Origin of the sequence: Shinella sp. 838 (assembly GCF_029623935.1) — a bacterium.
In the GTDB taxonomy this organism is placed as follows: Bacteria; Pseudomonadota; Alphaproteobacteria; order Rhizobiales; family Rhizobiaceae; genus Shinella.
In genome coordinates, this window is sequence record NZ_JARSBQ010000006.1 from 114,088 (window position 1) to 131,945 (window position 17,858).

Genomic DNA, 17,858 nt, shown 5'->3' on the forward strand with positions numbered 1-17,858 from the left:
CATTGGGATGGCGAAGCGACCGGCCTCTTCCCTGCTGTTCAACGGTTCCGAATGGAACTTCGCGACCCTGTCGCGGGCCTATGACGCGATCGAGACGATCGCCCTCGGCGAAATGGGGCTCGACGTCTACCCGAACCAGATCGAGGTCATCTCCTCCGAACAGATGCTGGACGCCTATTCCTCGGTCGGCATGCCGCTGATGTATCAGCACTGGTCCTTCGGCAAGCGCTTCGTCTTCGAAAGCCATCTCTACCGCAAGGGCTACCGCGGGCTCGCCTATGAACTCGTCATCAATTCCAATCCCTGCATCACCTATCTCATGGAAGAGAACACCATGCCGATGCAGGCGCTCGTCACCGCCCATGCCTCCTTCGGCCACAACCATTTCTTCAAGAACAACTACCTGTTCCGCCAGTGGACGGATGCGAGCGCCATCCTCGGCTACATGGATTTCGCCAAGAAATACGTCGCCAGATGCGAGGAGCGGCACGGCACGACGGCGGTGGAGGAGATTCTCGACGCGGCGCATGCCCTGATGGACCAGGGCGTCTTCCACTATCGCCGCCCGCCGCGGCTATCCTCGGAGAAGGTGACCGAGCGGGCGCGTGAGCGGCTGGAATACGAGGAACAGACCTACAGCGACCTCTGGCGCACCCTGCCCACCACCAACGGCCATGCCGGCATCGAGGCGGCCGAGCAGGAGGCGCTGGAGCGCAAGCAGGCGCTGAACCTGCCGGAAGAGAACCTGCTCTACTTCCTGGAAAAACACAGCCTGATCCTCGAACCCTGGCAGCGTGAGATCCTGCGCATCGTGCGTGTCATCGCCCAGTATTTCTATCCGCAGGGCCAGACCAAGGTGATGAACGAGGGCTGCGCCACCTTCGTGCACTATTTCATCATCAACCGGCTGTTCGACCAGGGCAGGATGAGCGAGGGCGCGATGCTGGAGCTGCTGGCGAGCCACGCCAATGTGGTGTTCCAGCCGGATTTCGACGATCCGCGCTTTTCGGGTCTCAATCCCTATGCACTCGGTTTTGCGATGATGCAGGACATCGAGCGCATCTGCACCCGGCCGACCGACGAGGACCGGGACTGGTTTCCCACCATCGCCGGCAATGGCGACTGGCGGGCGACATTGCTCGACGCCTGGGAAAACCACCGCGACGAATCCTTCATCCTGCAATATCTCAGCCCGACGCTGATGCGCCACTTCCGCCTGTTCCACCTCACCGACCGTGCCGACGAACGGTTCTGCGAGGTCGCCTCCATCCACGACGAGCGGGGCTACTCCGCCGTGCGCGCCGCACTCGCCCGCAACTACGATCCCGGCGTCAACCGGCCGGACATCCAGGTGGTCGATGTCGACCTCCTGGGCGACCGGCAGCTTCGGCTGCGCCACCGCGTGAAGAGCGGCATCCTGCTGAACGAGACCGACCGTGACGCGACCCTCGCCCATGTGCGCCGGCTGTGGGGCTACAATGTCAGCCTGTCCGGTGTGGATGCGCAGACGGGGGCCTCCCTCTACGAGTGCTCGGCGACGGGAGACTAGCAGTGCGGGCCCGACCTGTCAGGCCAGACCCGCAGCGTCACCCTTGCGTCGGCGCGCTCTTCTGCCGCGCGGGCACCGGCGGGACGGAATCGGTGCAATACTGATCGTAGAGGCTGCGATATTTCTCCGCCGCGCCGAAATCGCTGTAGCGGGGGAGCGCCGTCATATCCGTCTTGTTGAGCACGACGCCGACGATCTTGGCCTCGATGCGGCTTTCGGCGGTAAGCAGGTCGCGCACCAGCGGCGAGGGGGTCTTGCCCCATTCCACCACGAAGAGGAAGCCGTCGGCCAGCGGCTCGAAGGTCTTCACGTCGACGACAGGGGCGAGCGGCGCGAGATCGACGATGACGTAGTCGAAGGTCTGGCGCAGCTCGTCGAAGAGCCGCTTCATGCCGGCGGAGGCCATCAGCTCGTTGGGGTGGTGGACCTCGCCGCCGCGCATGCGGCCGCCGGCCGGCAGGACGGCAAGCTTGCTGCGGCGGTCGACCTTGATGGCCTGGTTCCAGGCGGCCTGCCCGAGCAGCACCTCCACGAGGCCCGCCTGCGGGGCGGGGTTCAGCATGCCGGTCAGGCTCGGCCGGCGCAGGTCCGCGTCGATCAGCAGCGTGCGCTTGCCACTGGCGGCGAGCAGCGCAGCGAAGTTGATCGCAACGGTGGACTTTCCCTCCTGCGGCAGGGCGGAGACGATGCCGATCACGCGGCTTTCCCGTCCATGCAGCATCATGTCGCTGGCGAGCCGGGCATGACGCAGGGTCTCGGCGAAAGCCGAGCCCGGCGCGTCGAGCACGATGCGCGTCATGCGCTCGAAGGGAATGACGTCGCCTTCGTCCGCACCGCCGTCCTCAGGCCGGGCGGGCTGCGCGCGCTCCTTGCGGGCGCCGACCAGCGGCAGGTAGCCGAGCGGGCGCAGTCCCAGCACGGCGCGGATGTCGTTACCGACCCGGAAGGAGCGCTCGCGCATTTCCTGCAGGAAGGTCAGCGCACCGCCGCCCATCAGGCCGAGCACCAGCGACAGGCCTATCGTCAGCGTCCTGCTCGGGCTGGAGGCCGCCGTCGGCACGCCGGCGTCGGAAATCACCCGTGCCTTGGCGATGGGGAAGGATTGCTGCTGCGTCGCCTGCTCGTAGCGGGCGAGATAGGCGTCCGACAGCGTCTTCAGCGCCGTGGCCTTCTGTTCCAGTGTGCGCAGCTGCACAGAGGAACGGTTCGCTTCGGCATTGCTGCCAGCGACCTTCTCGATGCTTTCGCGCAGCGAAATCTCCCGCGAGCGGGCGACGTCGTAGTCGTTTCGGTAGCTCGCCGTCAGCTGCTGCAGTTCCTGGTAGATCTGCCGGGCGAGATCTTCCTTCTCGGCCCGGAGTGCCGTCGCCTGGGGATGGTCGGCGCCGAAGGAACGGGTGATCTCCCCCTCGCGCTTGACGACGGCGTTGTAGCGGCCGCGCAGATCCTGCACGATGGAATTGTCACCCTGCCGCGCCGGGATGGTCGCATTGGCGACCGCCCTTTCCGGCCCCTGCTCGACGATGGCGCGAAACTGGTTGTAGCGGGCGGAAGCGCTTGCCGCATCCGCCTGCGCCACGATGAGCTGGCTGTTGAGGTCGGCAAGCTGCTGCTCCGACATGAGCTCTCCGCGCGCAGCGGTCAGGCCGTTCTCGTTGCGGTAGCGCTCGACCTCAAGCGCGGCTGCCTGCGAGCGCTGCTGGATATCGGCAAGCCGTTCCTGCAGCCAGGCACTGGCCTGTTCGCTGGCATGGACATTGGCGCTGAGCTGCTCGGCAAAGAAGGCCTCGGCATAGGCTTTTGCAATGGTCGCCGAAAGCTGCGGGTCGGGTGAGCGGAAGGACACCGCGACGACGGAGCTGCGCGCGACACGCTCGACGCCGAGGCCCTGCTGCAGCATCGCTGCTGCCTTCTGCCGCCGGCCCTCTGCTTCCGCCTCTGCCGAGGGGGCGGCCCCACCAGAGCCCAGGGAGGCGAGCGACTTGACCCAGCCCTTGGCGAGCGAGACAGGCGATTGCGGCGGGTTGAGGATCGTCTCGTTCTGCGAAAGATCGAGATCATCGACCACGCGCAGCGCCAGCCGGCCCGATTTCAGAATCTCGATGGCGCTGGCAAGGCGCGTGTCCGCCTGCTGGCTGCTTTGCGGCGTGGTCTCGGCCTCCTCGGCATACCGCGACAAGTCCTCGTCGAGCAGGATCTGGGTCATCGCCGTATAGAGCGGCGTCGCGAAAACGAGATAGAGGACGCCAAGCGCCAGCGCCACGACGACGGAGAGCGCGATCAGCCGCGCCCGCCGCATGAGGATCGTCATCAGGCGGTTGAGATCGATGAAGCTGTCGGACGTATCCGGCTCCCTGCGAAAAAGACTGCCGTACGGCACGGTGCGGTGGTGCATGGGGCTCCGTTCTGCCTTTCGGCTCATGGGTCGCTGCTTTGCCCTGGGAGGACCCCGGGCCGGCAAGCCCGGCCCGGGGTCTCGCGTCAGGCGGCGCGCACGCCGCCGCCGTGGGCCATGACGAGATCACGCAGGGGCTCGACGAGCGCGCCACCGAGCTCCGGCCGGGCCAGCGCGAAGGCGACATTCGCCTCGATGAAGCCCTGTTTGGAACCGCAATCATAGGTCCGCCCCTCGTAGACATGGGCATGGAAGGGCTGCGTGGCGGAGAGCTTCAGCATGCTGTCGGTCAACTGGATCTCGTTGCCGGCGCCGCGCTGCTGGCGGGCGAGATGGCCGAACACTTCCGGCTGGAGGATGTAACGCCCGTTGAGGAAGAGATTGGACGGTGCCGTGCCCGGCGCGGGCTTCTCGACCATGTGGGTGACGGCAAAGCCATGGCGCACGCCCAAGCCCCTGCCGACGATGCCGTATTGCGAGGTCTCCTCGGGCGCGCATTGTTCGACGCCAACCACATTGCCGCCGACCTCGCCATAAAGGTCCATCAGGCCGGAAAGGCAGCCGCGCGGGCCGAAGGATACCATGTCCGGCAGGAGCAGCGCGAAGGGTTCGTCGCCGATGAGGTCACGCGCACACCAGACCGCATGGCCAAGGCCGAGCGGGGCCTGCTGGCGGGTGAAGCTCACCGCACCCGCCGCCGGCAGCAGCCGGCCGAGTTCGCTGACCGCGGCGTCCTTGCCGGAGCGCTCCAGCGAGGAGATCAGCTCCGGCGTGTCGTCGAAATGGTCCTCGATGACCTGCTTGTTGCGGCTGGTGACGAAGACGACGTGCTCGATGCCGGCCTCGCGTGCCTCGTCGAGCGCATATTGCACGACCGGGCGATCGACGATGGTCAGCATTTCCTTCGGCATGGCCTTGGTGGCCGGCAGGAAACGGGTGCCGTTGCCGGCAACCGGGATGACGGCCTTGCGGACGGTCTTGGTTCGCTCCATGGCATTATCCTTTGTTCTCAAGCGGCAGATCCTCCGCTGTCGTTGGGGAGAGGTCCGCGCGGGGCGCGGCCGTCCTCGGATGGGCCGACAGCGCCATCAGGCGGCGCCACCGGGCGGCGATCGGCATCGAAAGATGCCGGAGCGCGACGGGATCGCCCAGCGCCACCCTGAGGGCGGGTCCGAGCGAACGGTTCTTCAGATGCTGGATCAGCGCGAGGAAGGACCGCGTTTCCTCGAGGTTGCGCGTGCGCCGGCGCTGGGCGTCCGCCGCCGCGCCGCGAAGCGGGAAACGGGCGAGAAACCGCCGGTCGCCGGCCAGCATCGCATCGACATGGTCAAGGCGCAGCACGCGCGAGATCGAGCCCTCGCGGATGCGGTAGACATAACCTGCCTCGGGCACGACCGCAGTGGTTCCGCCCGCGGCGAGCACGGAGGCGAGCAGGAGATAATCCTCGCCGATGCGCAACGCCTCGTCGAAGGCCAAGTCCCTCTCCTCCAGGAAGGAGCGACGGAAGACCGGCTTCATGTAGCCGAAATTGTGCGTGGCGTGGAAAATCCGGTTGGCGTCGATGAAGACGGGCAGCGTCAGGGCCGGCATGGCGGCGAGCAGCGCCGGGGCGAACATCCGCTCCCTGCGGCCATCGGCATGCAGCACGTCGAGATTGTCCACGACGACTGCCGCATCCTTCGCCTCGGCCATGGCGATCATGCGGCAAAGGCGATCCGGCTGCAGCGTGTCGTCGGCGTCGAGCACCGCAATCCAGCGGCCTCGCGCGGCCGCAAAACCCGCATTGCGCGCACCACCCGGACCGCGGTTGCGATCGAGCGGCAGGAGTGTCAGCCCCGACGTGCCGAGCGCGGCGACGGTCGCACGGGTCGCGTCGGACGAACAATCGTCGACAACGATGATCTCCACCGTCACGCCCTCCTGCGCGGCGGCGCTGCCGATCGCATCGCCGATCGTATCGGCCGCATTGTAGGCGGCGATCACGACGGAGACATCGGGGATGGGATCAGACAGAAGAGTCCCGTTCATCGCGCCGCGGCCTCCAGCTGCCCGTAGGGTTCGATGGCGCGGGCGCCAAAAAGGCCGCCGACCACGCCGGCATGCAGCAGGCCGCGCAGGAGGAAGCGGTTGCGTGGTATCGGCAGGAGGACGAAGGCCGTTGCCGCCGCAAGGCACATGGCGGCTTTCGCGGCGGCCAGCCCCGCGGCGGCGGTCCGACCCGCGCCGCGACCGGCAAGAAGCCGGCCATGGGTCTGGCCCATGCGCAGCCGGCGCTGCGCCAGCCAGGAAAACCGCGCCCGCGCGGGCGGCACCGGCTCGTTGACCCAGGCCTCATCGGCAAAGGCGATGCGCCCGCCGGCGGCGTGCACCTGCATGAAGAAGGCGGTGTCCTCGCCGCCACTGCGGCCGAGCGCATGGTCGAACCGGCGGCCGGCGATGGCCGGGGCGGCAAGGCGCAAGAGCACGTTGCAGGTATAGCCGGTGCGGATCTCCCCCTTCACCCAGACGGGGCGGGTGGAATGGAAATCGCCGCGCCGCATCCAGCCGGCGGCGTCCGGCCCATATTGCGCCCTGACCGGGCCGAGGACCACATCCGCGGCGCCCGTCGTAGCCGCGGCAAGCAGGTTTTCAAGCCATTGCGGCTCCACCGTCTCGTCATCGTCGACGAAGGCGAGGAAATCGGCATCGGCTTCGTCCAGGCAGGCATTGCGGGCGAGCGAAATGTTGCCGGCCGGGCAGTGCACATAGGAAAGCGCCATCGGCAAGCCTGCCCGCGCGGCCTCGACGCGTGCGTGGGCGCTCGGCTCGACATCATTGTCGGCGACGATGATACGCAGGGCAACGCCCGACGGCACCGTCAACGCCACGAGCGAGGCAAGCGTCTCGCCGAGCGCTTTCGCCCGCCGGAAGGTGCAGACTGCGATATCGACACGGAGGGGAGCGGGGGCCGTCATGCGGGCACCCGGTGCTGGCGGAAATCGAGAAGCTCGCGCCAGAAGCCGGCAGACCAGGCGAAATGCATGATCATGGCCGAGACGGCGGCGAGCGGACCATAGGGGTTGCGCTGGCCGAGCGCCATCCAGGCGCCATAGCCGAGGCAGGCCGCCGCCCACAGTGCGAAGGGCACGGCGGCGATCCAGGTGATGGCCGCCAGGAACGCCCCGACCGCCACCGGCGCCACCATCAGCGGCAAGAGCTGGCGCAGGCTCGGGCAGGCGCGGTGCTTGAGGAAATTGCGTGCCCGCCCGCGGCCATAACGGAAATATTGCCTGAACAGCGGCCCGGCGCTGGCGCGTGGATAGTAGACCATCGCGGTGCGTGCGGTCATCCAGATCCGGTAGCCGGCAGCCAGCAGGCGATAGTCGTATTCGGCATCCTCGTTGGCGGTGAAGCTCTCGTCATAACCGCCGACCATGCGGAAGGCGGAAATGCGCATCAGCGCGTGGTGGCCGTGCTCGGCCCAGTGGCTTTCCGCACCGGCGCGATGCTTGGCGCCGCCATTGCCGAGCACCGAGTTCTGCGCGACGGCGGTGGCTTTCTGGAAGGTGCCGAAGCCGACGGTCTGCATGGCGACCACGACGGAATCGGCTCCGGTCGAAAGCGCTTCCTCGAGGAGCACGCGGCAATAGTCCGCGGGATAGGTGCCGTGCGCATCGATGCGGATCAGGTAGTCGTGGTCCATGCCGAAGGTCTCGACGGCAAGGTTCACGGCGGCGCTCTGGATACGCTTGGGATTATCGAGGAGAGTGAGGTTCGGCACGCTCGCCGCAAGCCGGGCGGCAATGTCCCGCGTGCCGTCCGTGCTGCCGCCGTCGGCAACGACGAGCGTGGCGTTGAGCTCGGCGAGCGCCGGCTCGAGCTGCCGCACCAGCGGCTCCAGGTAACGCGCCTCGTTGAGGCACGGGATCACGATCAGGCACCGCACGGATGTCACGGGATCAATGGTCATGGCAATCCACCTTGCTTGCGAGAAGGGAAGGAACAGGCGTGGGTTCCGCCGTCGGCGCTTTAAGCGCGGCAAGGCGCTGGACGAGCCCGGCGCAATCGGCCCGGTCATGGATCCAGGGCTTCGGCCCGAGCCTGGCGAGCGCGGCCTGCAGCGTCCGGTACCTGTCATCGTCGAAGGCGGAAAAACGCGTCACCAGCGTTTCGAGGCGCGCATCGCGCAGGGCAATGCCGATGCCGCGCCGGCCGGCAAGCCGCGCCGTCTCCGTTCCGCCCAGAACGATGGGCACGGCGCCATGGCGGCATCCTTCGTAGAGCCGGTTGGGCAGCAGCCAGGCGGAGTTCAGCCCCTCCTCGAAGAAGTCGATCGCCCAGGCAAGGTCGACCCCGCGATAGATGGTGGCGAGGTCCTCCGGATTGCGGTAGGCGCCTTCGAAACGGATGAAGGGTTCGCGCGCCACGAGGCCGCCGAAATCCTCGAACTCCGACCGGGCGGGGCGGCCGCGCAGAACCACCTCGAACCGGCCCTCCATGCGCCGGGTGAACGCGGAGAGGAGGTCGAGCGACTTGCGGCAGCGGATCGCGCCGAACCAGCCGATGCGCCAGGGCTCTCCCGCCGGCCTTTCTGCCCGCAGGCACAGCTCGTCCGCCGGTCCGTCCAGCTCCAGCACGCGGTTTTCAACGAGATGGACAGGCGCCCTGATGCCGGAAAGCAGCTTGAAATACTGCTCCACAAAGGCTGGCGAGCTGGTGAGGAGGAGACCGGCGTTGCGGGCGAAATGGCGCTCTGCCGCGCGCAGGCCACGGCTCGTCACGCCGCTGCCGGTCAGCAGCCGGTGGATGTCGAGGCATTCATAGGCGACAGGCACAGCGCCGCCGAAGATCGCCTGCGCCCGGCCTGCCAGCGCCAGCATTTCGAGATTGCGCGCGAGGATGACATCCGGCCGCGCCAGCCCAGCCAGCCGGCGGCGCAGCGTGACACCGGCGCGGGCGACGGCGGCAAGGCGCTGGGCGAAGCGGGCGTCCCGGGTCGTGCCGAGCTCCAGGGGAACGACACCCTCCACCGCCGCCAGCCGATTCTCGCCACGCCGGAAGCCGGCCAGCGCGACCTCCGCCCCGCCCGCCTGCAGCATCAGCACGCGGCGGCGCACCGCAGGGTCGGAAAGATCGTGAACGAGATAGAGCACGCGAAGCATAGGCCGTGTCCCGGTCAGTTCAGCAGGCAGGCGACGGAGCCGGCGAAGGGGCAGGCATCGCCCTCGGCGGTGAAGGCGACGCGCTCCACCTCCAGCTTTGTCGGGCCGGCGAAGGCGAAGCGGCCCATCCAGCCGGTCAGCGTGTCGCTGCCCCAGAGCGAGAGGAAAACCTTTTGGGCATTCTCCGGCAGCGCCGCCGGGTCGGTCACCTCGTGCACGAGGGCGCCGTTGACATAGTAGCGGAGCCGGTCCTTCTGCCAGACGAAGGCATAGTCGTTGAAGCCGGCATCCGCCGGGCCGGGGAGCGGCACCAGCTTCTCGTTGCCGCCCTTGCCGGCGACGTACTGGTTGAGCTGCACGCGCGACGTGTCCTTGCCGAGCACCTCGAAATCGATCTCGTCGTGCTGTTTCTTGTCGGCCGGGCCGATATAGGTGAAGAAGGCCGAGTTGAGGCCGGAGCCGGTCGCCGTCTTCATGCGCACCTCATAGGTGCCGTAGCCGTAGCGCTTGCGGGTCTGCACCTCGCCGCAGGCATAATCTCGTTCGCCGGCCGGCGCCGCATCGAAGGAGAGCAGCAACTTGCCGTCCCGGACCGCGACCCGGTCCTTCGACCAGGTGCAGTTCTGGTGCGCGCCGTTGTTCCAGCCGTCGGAGACGTACCAGAAGCCTGTGTCGAGCGTATCGAACTCCTCGACGAAGGAGGGTCCGCCGGCCCCCTCCTGGGCGGCGAGCGGGGCGGCTGCGGCGAGTGCCGTCAGGAACGCGCCGGTGCGAAGGACGGTGTTCAAGGAAGCGGTCATTCGGGTTACCTCCGTTGAGCGACGGAACCGTTCGGCTCCATCGGCGGGGTTTGGCGCCGGCCCGTGGACGCCCGTGGGCTGCCCAGCCGGCGGCCGGTGAGGATGGCGTGCAGCGATGGTGTAAAGCGCCGCGCCGCGGCATGGCTGACAACGAGGATGGCCAGCGCGAGGATGGGGCTTGCGGCGTAGAAGAGCGGGTAGTCGTCCACGCTGCCGAAGCGGTTCCAGACCATCCAGAACAGGATGAGCAGCGGATAGTGCGCGCAGAAGATCCAGAAGCTGAGGCCGCCGAGCTTCGCCAGCGCCGCGCCCGGCGCCGTGCGCACCAGGAGCGCAGAAAGTGCCCAGGCGCCGAAGATGCCGGCGATCGCCGTCAGGCTGCGCAGCATGTCCAGCCAGGCCGGGAACACCGGGCCGAAGGCAAAGAGGGCGAGCGACAGCGCCACGGCCATGGCGAGCACGGCAAGGACGAGCGGAACGGCAAAGCGGTCGAGGCGGCGGATGTCGAAGCGGTGCAGCGCGGCGCAGACACCGAAACTGAAGCCGAACAGGATGGATTTCTTCAGGAAGATGCCGTTCGGCAGCGGCAGCACCGCATAGGCCAGCATCAACGTCAGCACGGTGCGCGGATAACGCAGCACGGCAATGGCGATGAGCGGCGAGAGGAGAAGGCAGAGCAGCAGGTCCCGCAGGAAATAGAGCGGGACATTGACCGGCCAGGTCTCGATGGCGAAGGCAAGGTTCATCCATTCGCGCGGCGTGGCACTCAGGACGTCCGGCAGGTAGCCGAAGCCGATGCCGCGCGCCTGGGCCGCCAGCACGAGGAGAAGGAAGGCCGTGTTCCACAGGAGGAACGGCACAAGGATCGTCGAGGCCTTGCTGCGCAACGTCCTTGGATAATCGAAACCCGCAAACCCGCGCTGGAAGAGCAGATAGCCGGAAATCGCGCTGAGGCAGGGGACGCCGATCCGGAACAGGCTGTCACCGAGGAAGACGCGCAACCAGTCGATCCCGCCAAACTGCCCGGCATAGGGGCTGGTCGCGGGGTCATAGGGCACATGCACGAAGATGATGCCGCTGATCAGCACGATGCGCATCAGGTTGATGCGCTGTGAAACGGTCGCGTCGATATCCACGGTGTCCGTCACCCCTCTGGTGTGCCGCTCCCCCAAGCGGCCGTTCAAACAAGAGCAGACTCGAGCCTACGAAGCGGAGTCTGGGTGACGGGACGGAAAAAAATATGGCGGCGCAACAAATTCGCGTGATGAGAAGGTTGCATTGCAACATAGCGACAGGTTCGGCACCGCGTGCGGAAGGGGAATTCCAGCCGCCGTCCGGCAAGACCAAGCACCGCGGCATCAATTCTTTGAAGTCTATTCGAATATACTGATCTTCCTGCAATTATGGGGTGCAGGAGCTCACGAAGTTTTTTTCGAAGACTATGCGCAATCGGTCTGGCGGGAGGCCGATTGCGGCAGGCCGGGGCCGAAATGCGGCGGGCTCAGGGCAAAGCGGGCGATGTCTTGGGGCGGCGTGCGAGATCGATGAGCTTGCGCAGCAGGGGACGCTCCGTCAGGAGGACCAGCCCGCCGTAGAGCACGCCGCCAAGCGCAATACCGGCGACAAGCTGCAGGGTGGCCGGCAGCCGCTGGGCGAGGTAGTGCTCAAGGGCATAGCGCACGGCAAGCGCCATCAGCGCAGCCATCAGCATCGGGCGCACCGCGCGATAGAAGCCGGAGAGGAACGGCGTGCCATCGGCGCTGAACACCAGCCGGGAATAGCCGACCAGCACCAGCGCATTGACGATGCACAGCGCCGTCATCGCCGCGATCAACGTGCCCTCATAGGCGCCATAGGCGACGGCGGCGGTGGTGACGGCGGCCCGGCCGACTGCCCAGCGGAAGAGCGCGCCGCCATGGCCGGCGCCTTTCAGATAGGGGATGAACGTGCTGCAAGGCGTCAGGATGCCCTTTGACAGCGCGAGCAGGCCGAGCACCGGCCAGGCGGCTGCCCATTGCGGGCCGAACAGCAGGAGCATGGCGGGTTCGGCAAGCGCCCACAGGCCGAACATCATCGGCGCGAGCAGCAGGGTCGTCACCTGCGTGCTGAGCATCAGCGCCTGCGAACGGCGTTCGCGATCGTGCATCATCGCGCTGAAGGCCGGAAAGAGCACGCCCATGACGGCCGACAGCACCACCTGGTTGGGAATGCTGGAAAAGCGGTTCGCCGCGGAATAGGCCCCGGCTTCTGCCAGTCCCAGGAAGCGCGAGATGACGACCATCGGCGACTGGAAGGTGACGAAATTGGCAATCTCCGAGCCCATCAGCCCGAGGCTGAAGCGCGCAAGCCGCGTCACCTCGCCGAGACGGAAGGTGAGGCGCGGCAGGTAGCGCGAGACGAAGAACAGGCCGGCAAGCCGGATAACGCCCGCCACGAAAAGCTGGACGACCAGTGCGACGACGCCGAAGCCGGCGAGCGCCAGCGCGACCGCGGCGATCGCCGCCAGCGATTCGGACACCATGCTCCAAAGCGCATCCTGGCTGAACTGCATGCGCCGGGCGACGAGGGCATAGGCGACGTCGCCGGCAAGCTGCAACGGAACGAGCAGGCTCATCAGGCGCAGGAGCGGGGCGGCATCGGCTGCACCGAGCCAGCCGGCCAATGGCTCGGCCCAGAAAAACAACCCCGCCGCCATCAGGAAGGCGAATGCCAGATTGGCCCAGAACACCGAGTGGATCGTCTCCTTGTCTTCCCGCGGCTCGAGGATGAGAGCCGAGGCGAGACCCGCCCCGCCGATCATCGCCAGGAACTGCACGAGGGCGAGCGCGACGGCCACCGCGCCGAACTCCTCGGGCGAAAGCAGCCGGGCGAGAATGGGCACCGTGACAAATTTAAGCCCGAATGTGCTTGTCTTGGATAGGACGCTCCAGCCGACGTTTCGCGTCACCGACTTCGCGTTCACCTGCTGGGACATGGCGGATACCTGCTCGAAAAAGGAGCCCTGGCGACGACGAAATGCCTGCGCCGGAAACGGCCGCGCCCCCGTGGGAGGAGACCATGCGAAACTCTTTCTAGAGAAACCACAGGGACGAAAAGATGGCGAAGCTGACAGTTATCATCCCCTTCTATCAGAAGGAGCCGGGCATCCTGGAGCGTGCGCTCAGGTCTGTTTTTGCCCAGAATTTCAACGACTTCGACATTATCGTCGTTGACGACGAATCGCCGTATCCGGCCGATGGCGACATCATTGCGCTTTTACCGGAAGATCAGGCGCGCGTGCGCATCCTGCGCCAGGAAAATGCCGGGCCGGGCGGGGCGCGCAACACCGGGCTCGACCATGTCTCCCCGGAAACCGAGCTCGTCGCCTTCCTTGATTCGGACGACACCTTCGCCCCCGGCCATCTCGCGCGCGCCCATGCGGCTATGACCCGGTACGGGGCCGATTGCTACTTCGCCTCCATCACCGGGGGCGATGCCTTCTACTATCATTTCGGCGTCGCCGATCTTGCGGAAAGCGAGACCGTGGTGCGGCTTGAGGAGGATCCGCTCCTCCTCGAAATCCCCGGCCTGACGCAGGTCATGCTGAAGAACTGGAGCTTCCTGCACCTCTCCTCGATGGTCATCGGCCGGCCGCTGATCGAGCAGGTGCGCTTCGATGCGGCGCTGCGGCTTGCTGCGGAAGACGTGCTGTTCTTCTGCGATTGCGTGCTGGCGGCCGGACGCGTCGTGCTCGGCGCGGAGGCGGGGGCCGTGCGCGGCGAGGGAATCAACATCTTCCACGGCGTCGACAACGATTCCCCGCAATTCCTGCGCCAGCAGTTCAACACCTGGCTGGCGCTCGACCGGCTGGAGACGCGCTTCACCGAGCGGCCTGCGGAGGTCGCCTCGCTGCGCGCCTACAAGCAGACGGCCCGGCGCCAGGCGCTCTGGGGGCAGGCGCGGCGCGTCAAGCGGCGCAAGCTGCCCCAGTTCGACATGCTCGCCCGCTGGGCGCTGCGCGATCCGCGGTTGATCACCAGCGCCTTCGCGCTTGCCGTCGGCAAGGTCTCCCGCTGATCCCTTTTCGCGCCGGGCAGCACGCCCGGTCCTTTTGCGACCCGCTTTTCCAAGGAGGTGGACATGAAGCCCTATTACTGGGAATCGCAGCACGGCAATTTCGGCGACGACCTCAATCTCTGGCTCTGGGACTTCCTGCTGCCGGGCTTTCGCGCGGTCCATCCGGACGTGCTGCTCGTCGGCGTCGGCACCGTGCTGAACAGGGCCTTGCTGCCCGAGGCAGGGCGCAAGCTCGTCATCGGCAGCGGCTTCGGCTACGGCGCGCTGCCGGACATGCGGGATGAAGGCGTCTGGGACATCCGCTGCGTGCGCGGGCCGCTGACGGCGCAGAAGGTGGGTGTGCCGGAGGCGCTGGGCATCATCGACCCGGCGGTGCTGGTAGCCGACATGCCGGAGTTTTCAAACCTGCCGAAGCGTCATGGCTGCAGCTTCGTGCCCCATTGGGAATCGGCGGTGGCGGGCCTGTGGCCCACCGTCTGCACCACGGCCGGCCTCACCTATATCGATCCGCGCGGCGAGGCGAAGGCCGTGATCCGGGCGATCGCGCAGTCTGAGCGGATCGTCGCGGAATCCATGCATGGCGCGATCCTCGCCGACGCCTTCCGCGTGCCCTGGGTGGCCGTCAGCACGTCGGACAGCATCAACGGCTTCAAATGGCGCGACTGGGCCGCAACGGTAGGGGTCGAGCACCGGCCGCGGCGCGTGCCGATCTCCAGCCGCGCGGAGGCCATCGTCAAGGGCGCCCGCTTCTGGGGCGTCGATTACGAGGGGCGCAGCGCCGTGCGGCCCGCGCCCGGCCAGGCCGGGGATGTCGCGGTGGCCGAGGCCGCAAGGCCGGCATCCGGCGCGAGCCTTCGCCTTGCGGCCAAGCAGGTGCTCGCCGCCCCCTCGACACTGGCGCTCTGGCAGGCGAGCCGCGCCGAGCCGCAGCTCAGCGCCGACACCCGCCTCGCGGCGCGCAAGGCGCAGCTCTACGATGTGCTGGAAGACGTGCGGCGCGACTACCTGTAAAGCCGGCGATGCCGGGCCGGCCCTGTCAGGCCGGCTCGGCGGGAGAGGCGGGCAAAAGGTAGCGCGGGCCTGCCGGCGCCGGCGGCTGTGGGCGCAAACGCCGGTAGGCGGTCTCCGCCTTGTCGCGCAGGATGCCGCCGGCAATGGCCGGCAGGGTGGCAGGATTGCCGAAGGCATAGGCGAGCGCCGCACCGACGCCCCGCTCCCGCCTGCTGTCGAGGAAATGGCGCAGGGCATGACGGTCGCCGATCTGGCGGCAGTGCCGGCGCATGACGCCGAGCGCCTCCGGGGAAACGCCGCCCGCCGCAAGGATCGACCGCTCCGCTGCATGCAGCGCCGCCAGATCCTCCGTGCGGTGCCGGCCGCTGAGCGAGTTCTCACGCACCAGCGCGCCGTAGCCACAGCTCTCGATCACCGTATAGCGCGCGCCGTTTGCCAGCGCCCGCACATAGAGCTCGTAGTCCTCGCCCAGCCGCATCTCCTCGCGGTAGCGCAGCCCGTGCGCATCGAGAAAGGCGCGGCGCATGAGCGGCTTCAGGAAACCGAGTTCTCCGCGCGGCGCGCCGCGGCGGGAGATGTTGCCCTCCACGAAGGCCTTGAGATCGAGCCGGCGCGGGCGGGGCGCGAACTGCGCCGGCTGGCGGAGCGGCTCGGTCTCGGCCATGAAGGCGATGTTGTCAGCGATGAAATCCCAGTCCGGGCAGGCGAGCATCTGGCGGAAACGGCCAGGAAAGAAGATGTCGTCCGCATCGAGAATGGCGATCAGCGGCGCGCGGGACACCGCAATCGCCCGGTTGCGGGCCGCCGAGGGTCCGCGGTTTTGGACGAAACCCAGGATATCCAGCCGGCCGCTCGCATCGTTTGCGGCGGCCGCCGCCGCCATGGTGCGGTCGTCCGAGCCGTCGTCGACCACCACGACTTCGGCCACTTCCGGCTGCGCAAGAGCCGAGCCGACGGCCTTCCCGATCGTCTTTTCTGCATTCTTCGCGGCAATGATGACGCAGACCGTTTCTTCCCGGGCCATGAGCACTCCCCGTCACGCGTTGGACCATGGCGCGGTACCTGCCCGCGCTGCAATGCAGCATGAAAGGGGAAAAGGGCACAAAAACGACCCGCAGGGGTCATGCGGGGGTCAGGGTTTGGAGTGGCCGGGCTCGTTCATCGAAACGGGAACCTTGCTCTTGGCCGCGTCGCGGGATTTGTCGGCATCCGGCGTGCCGGGGTCGGTTCCCTGCCGGCGCTCCCGCGCCGTCCGCCAGACGAGAAAGAGCGTGGTGAGGAAGTAGCCGATCTGGATGAGGATGGCGCAGAGGAACGTCTGCCAGGCGGTTGTGGCGAGCGAACCGGTGGACAGATAGCTCACCACGGCGAAGGCGACGAGCGCGATGGCCATGCTGAGGAAGAAGCGCGGCGCATAGGCCATGCTGTCCCGCCACTTTTTGTCCGGTACGCGTTTCATCGTTGGATTCGCCTTCTCCTCGCAGGCCGCCCGGCACTATAATGTGCCGCTTCAAGAGGTGCAATCAAAGGTCAGAACCCGCAGGCGCCTGCACCGGTTCCACCCTAGCCCGGCGACCTTGCGCTTCCGTTAAACCAAACCGCCTGCGATTCGCCGCCTTGTTTTCGCCCCAATCAAGCCCGGTTGCGCGCCGCATGCGGGTTATCGCACCTCCAGCCTATCCGCGGAGTTGCGAAGGCCATGCCGATGGATCAAATTTTGTTACGGTTTCAGTGCCTTTTTATCGGAAACTGTGCGTTGCAAAAGCAATATTGCATCGCAAAATAAACGGCGTTCCGCGTGTATATTTTGAGAGAATTTCAACCTGTGAAAGTCGATTATCGGAATCGATTCGTACTTATCTGGCATGATTTTTATCAAAATAAGTGATTATGAAGAAGCCTACTGAATATCTGAGACAGAAAAAAACGGAAATATCCGGGCGCATCACGAAAATAGACCGAACCATCTTCGGAAGGACTTCAATTTAGCACATAACGTATTTCTTAAATTCACTGCGTCCGCAACTAACACCGACTTCACGTTTCAAAAAACAAACTGTGACCACACAGTCCGCATTGGATGACGGGGCGCGTCCGAAGGGACCGACCCTATCGCAAATCCAAGTGGAGCCCTCTCTATGAAGTCCGCGACACGATCGGCCAGTTCGCCGTATTTCAGTTCGTTTGCAACCGGCGCCCCGCCGGTGGGAGGAATATCGAAACGAAGCTTCGACATCCTCGTGGCGCTTGGCGCCTTCATCCTCATCAGCCCCATCTTCCTGATGATCATGGCGCTGGTGAAGTTTTCCGACGGCGGCAGTGTCTTCTACGGCCATCGCCGTATCGGCTATAACGGCACGACCTTCCGCTGCCTGAAGTTCCGCACGATGGCGGAAAATGGCGACGCCATCCTGCAGCAATACCTGAAGGACAACCCGGCCGCCTATGAGGAGTGGCGCAACGCGCGCAAGCTGCAGCACGATCCGCGCGTGACCGTCGTCGGCACCGTGCTGCGCAAGCTCAGCCTCGACGAGCTGCCACAGCTCTTCAACATCCTGCGCGGCGAGATGAGCCTCGTCGGGCCGCGTCCGGTGGTGGAAGACGAACTGGAGCTCTACGAGGCCTCCGCCATCTACTATCTCCAGACCCGCCCCGGCCTTACGGGCCTCTGGCAGGTCAGCGGGCGCAACGACGTGTCCTATGCGGCACGCGTCGCCTTCGATACGCACTATGTGTGCAACTGGTCACTGGTGAGCGATCTCATGATCGTCGCCCGCACCATCCCGGCCGTCTGCCTTTCGCGCGGCAGCTATTGATCCGGCAGCAACGCCCGCGGCCCCGGCTGCGGAGCGCCGGAAGACAGGGGTTCTCATGAACACGAAGACACCGAACGTGGCTTTCGCCGC

15 protein-coding genes are annotated in these 17,858 nt (G+C 66.4%); 4 read left to right on the forward strand and 11 right to left on the reverse strand.

Annotation, left to right across the window (positions count from 1 at the left end; genetic code table 11):
* Nucleotides 1-7 precede the first annotated feature (7 nt).
* Complete coding sequence (locus P9A16_RS19200) at nucleotides 8-1,549, forward strand: SpoVR family protein (RefSeq protein WP_023513231.1); 1,542 nt, start codon at nucleotides 8-10, stop codon at nucleotides 1,547-1,549.
* 37 nt (nucleotides 1,550-1,586) lie between these two features.
* Here the strand turns inward: P9A16_RS19200 and P9A16_RS19205 are convergent, their stop codons facing one another.
* The 9 genes from P9A16_RS19205 to P9A16_RS19245 all read right to left on the reverse strand — a co-directional run bounded on the left by P9A16_RS19205 (nucleotide 1,587) and on the right by P9A16_RS19245 (nucleotide 12,859).
* The gene (locus P9A16_RS19205; protein WP_051758579.1) at nucleotides 1,587-3,971 is read right to left on the reverse strand and encodes a polysaccharide biosynthesis tyrosine autokinase; all 2,385 of its coding nucleotides are present in this window, start codon (nucleotides 3,969-3,971) and stop codon (nucleotides 1,587-1,589) included.
* 59 nt (nucleotides 3,972-4,030) lie between these two features.
* The gene (locus P9A16_RS19210) at nucleotides 4,031-4,936 is read right to left on the reverse strand and encodes a UTP--glucose-1-phosphate uridylyltransferase (protein WP_278025906.1); all 906 of its coding nucleotides are present in this window, start codon (nucleotides 4,934-4,936) and stop codon (nucleotides 4,031-4,033) included.
* Between the two features lie 4 nt (nucleotides 4,937-4,940).
* The gene (locus P9A16_RS19215; protein ID WP_024270079.1) at nucleotides 4,941-5,972 is read right to left on the reverse strand and encodes a glycosyltransferase family 2 protein; all 1,032 of its coding nucleotides are present in this window, start codon (nucleotides 5,970-5,972) and stop codon (nucleotides 4,941-4,943) included.
* Complete coding sequence (locus tag P9A16_RS19220; protein ID WP_023517113.1) at nucleotides 5,969-6,898, reverse strand: glycosyltransferase; 930 nt, start codon at nucleotides 6,896-6,898, stop codon at nucleotides 5,969-5,971. Before P9A16_RS19220 ends, P9A16_RS19215 begins: the two co-directional genes overlap by 4 nt.
* Complete coding sequence (locus P9A16_RS19225) at nucleotides 6,895-7,893, reverse strand: glycosyltransferase family 2 protein (RefSeq protein ID WP_023517114.1); 999 nt, start codon at nucleotides 7,891-7,893, stop codon at nucleotides 6,895-6,897. The genes P9A16_RS19220 and P9A16_RS19225 overlap by 4 nt, the downstream gene beginning before the upstream one ends.
* Complete coding sequence (locus P9A16_RS19230; RefSeq protein ID WP_024270080.1) at nucleotides 7,883-9,085, reverse strand: glycosyl transferase 4-like domain-containing protein; 1,203 nt, start codon at nucleotides 9,083-9,085, stop codon at nucleotides 7,883-7,885. Before P9A16_RS19230 ends, P9A16_RS19225 begins: the two co-directional genes overlap by 11 nt.
* A 14-nt stretch (nucleotides 9,086-9,099) precedes the next feature.
* Complete coding sequence (locus tag P9A16_RS19235; RefSeq protein WP_023517456.1) at nucleotides 9,100-9,885, reverse strand: glycoside hydrolase family 16 protein; 786 nt, start codon at nucleotides 9,883-9,885, stop codon at nucleotides 9,100-9,102.
* A 5-nt stretch (nucleotides 9,886-9,890) separates the two neighbouring features.
* Entirely contained in the window at nucleotides 9,891-11,015 is a 1,125-nt protein-coding gene (locus P9A16_RS19240; RefSeq protein WP_051758581.1) for an acyltransferase family protein, read from the reverse strand.
* Between the two features lie 371 nt (nucleotides 11,016-11,386).
* Nucleotides 11,387-12,859, reverse strand: coding sequence for a lipopolysaccharide biosynthesis protein (locus P9A16_RS19245; protein ID WP_023516873.1), 1,473 nt, complete (start codon nucleotides 12,857-12,859; stop codon nucleotides 11,387-11,389).
* Between the two features lie 122 nt (nucleotides 12,860-12,981).
* Here P9A16_RS19245 and P9A16_RS19250 point away from each other — a divergent pair, with 122 nt between their 5' ends.
* Together P9A16_RS19250 and P9A16_RS19255 are read left to right on the forward strand one after the other, a co-directional pair.
* A complete protein-coding gene (locus tag P9A16_RS19250) occupies nucleotides 12,982-13,941 on the forward strand; it encodes a glycosyltransferase family 2 protein (RefSeq protein WP_023516874.1) in 960 nt (319 codons plus the stop codon).
* A 63-nt stretch (nucleotides 13,942-14,004) separates the two neighbouring features.
* Complete coding sequence (locus tag P9A16_RS19255) at nucleotides 14,005-14,952, forward strand: polysaccharide pyruvyl transferase family protein (RefSeq protein ID WP_023516875.1); 948 nt, start codon at nucleotides 14,005-14,007, stop codon at nucleotides 14,950-14,952.
* 25 nt (nucleotides 14,953-14,977) lie between these two features.
* On the opposite strand, the gene P9A16_RS19260 is transcribed toward P9A16_RS19255, so the two are convergent.
* Together P9A16_RS19260 and P9A16_RS19265 are read right to left on the reverse strand one after the other, a co-directional pair.
* A complete protein-coding gene (locus P9A16_RS19260) occupies nucleotides 14,978-15,976 on the reverse strand; it encodes a glycosyltransferase family 2 protein (RefSeq protein ID WP_050744331.1) in 999 nt (332 codons plus the stop codon).
* A gap of 108 nt (nucleotides 15,977-16,084) precedes the next feature.
* Nucleotides 16,085-16,411 carry an exopolysaccharide production repressor protein gene (locus tag P9A16_RS19265; RefSeq protein WP_024270521.1) on the reverse strand — a complete coding sequence of 109 codons (327 nt, stop codon included), beginning with the start codon at nucleotides 16,409-16,411 and terminating at the stop codon, nucleotides 16,085-16,087.
* A gap of 679 nt (nucleotides 16,412-17,090) precedes the next feature.
* On the opposite strand from P9A16_RS19265, the gene P9A16_RS19270 reads away from it, so the two are divergent.
* On the forward strand, nucleotides 17,091-17,768 hold the full coding sequence (locus P9A16_RS19270; protein WP_023516822.1) for a sugar transferase: 678 nt from the start codon (nucleotides 17,091-17,093) through the stop codon (nucleotides 17,766-17,768).
* Nucleotides 17,769-17,858 lie beyond the last annotated feature (90 nt).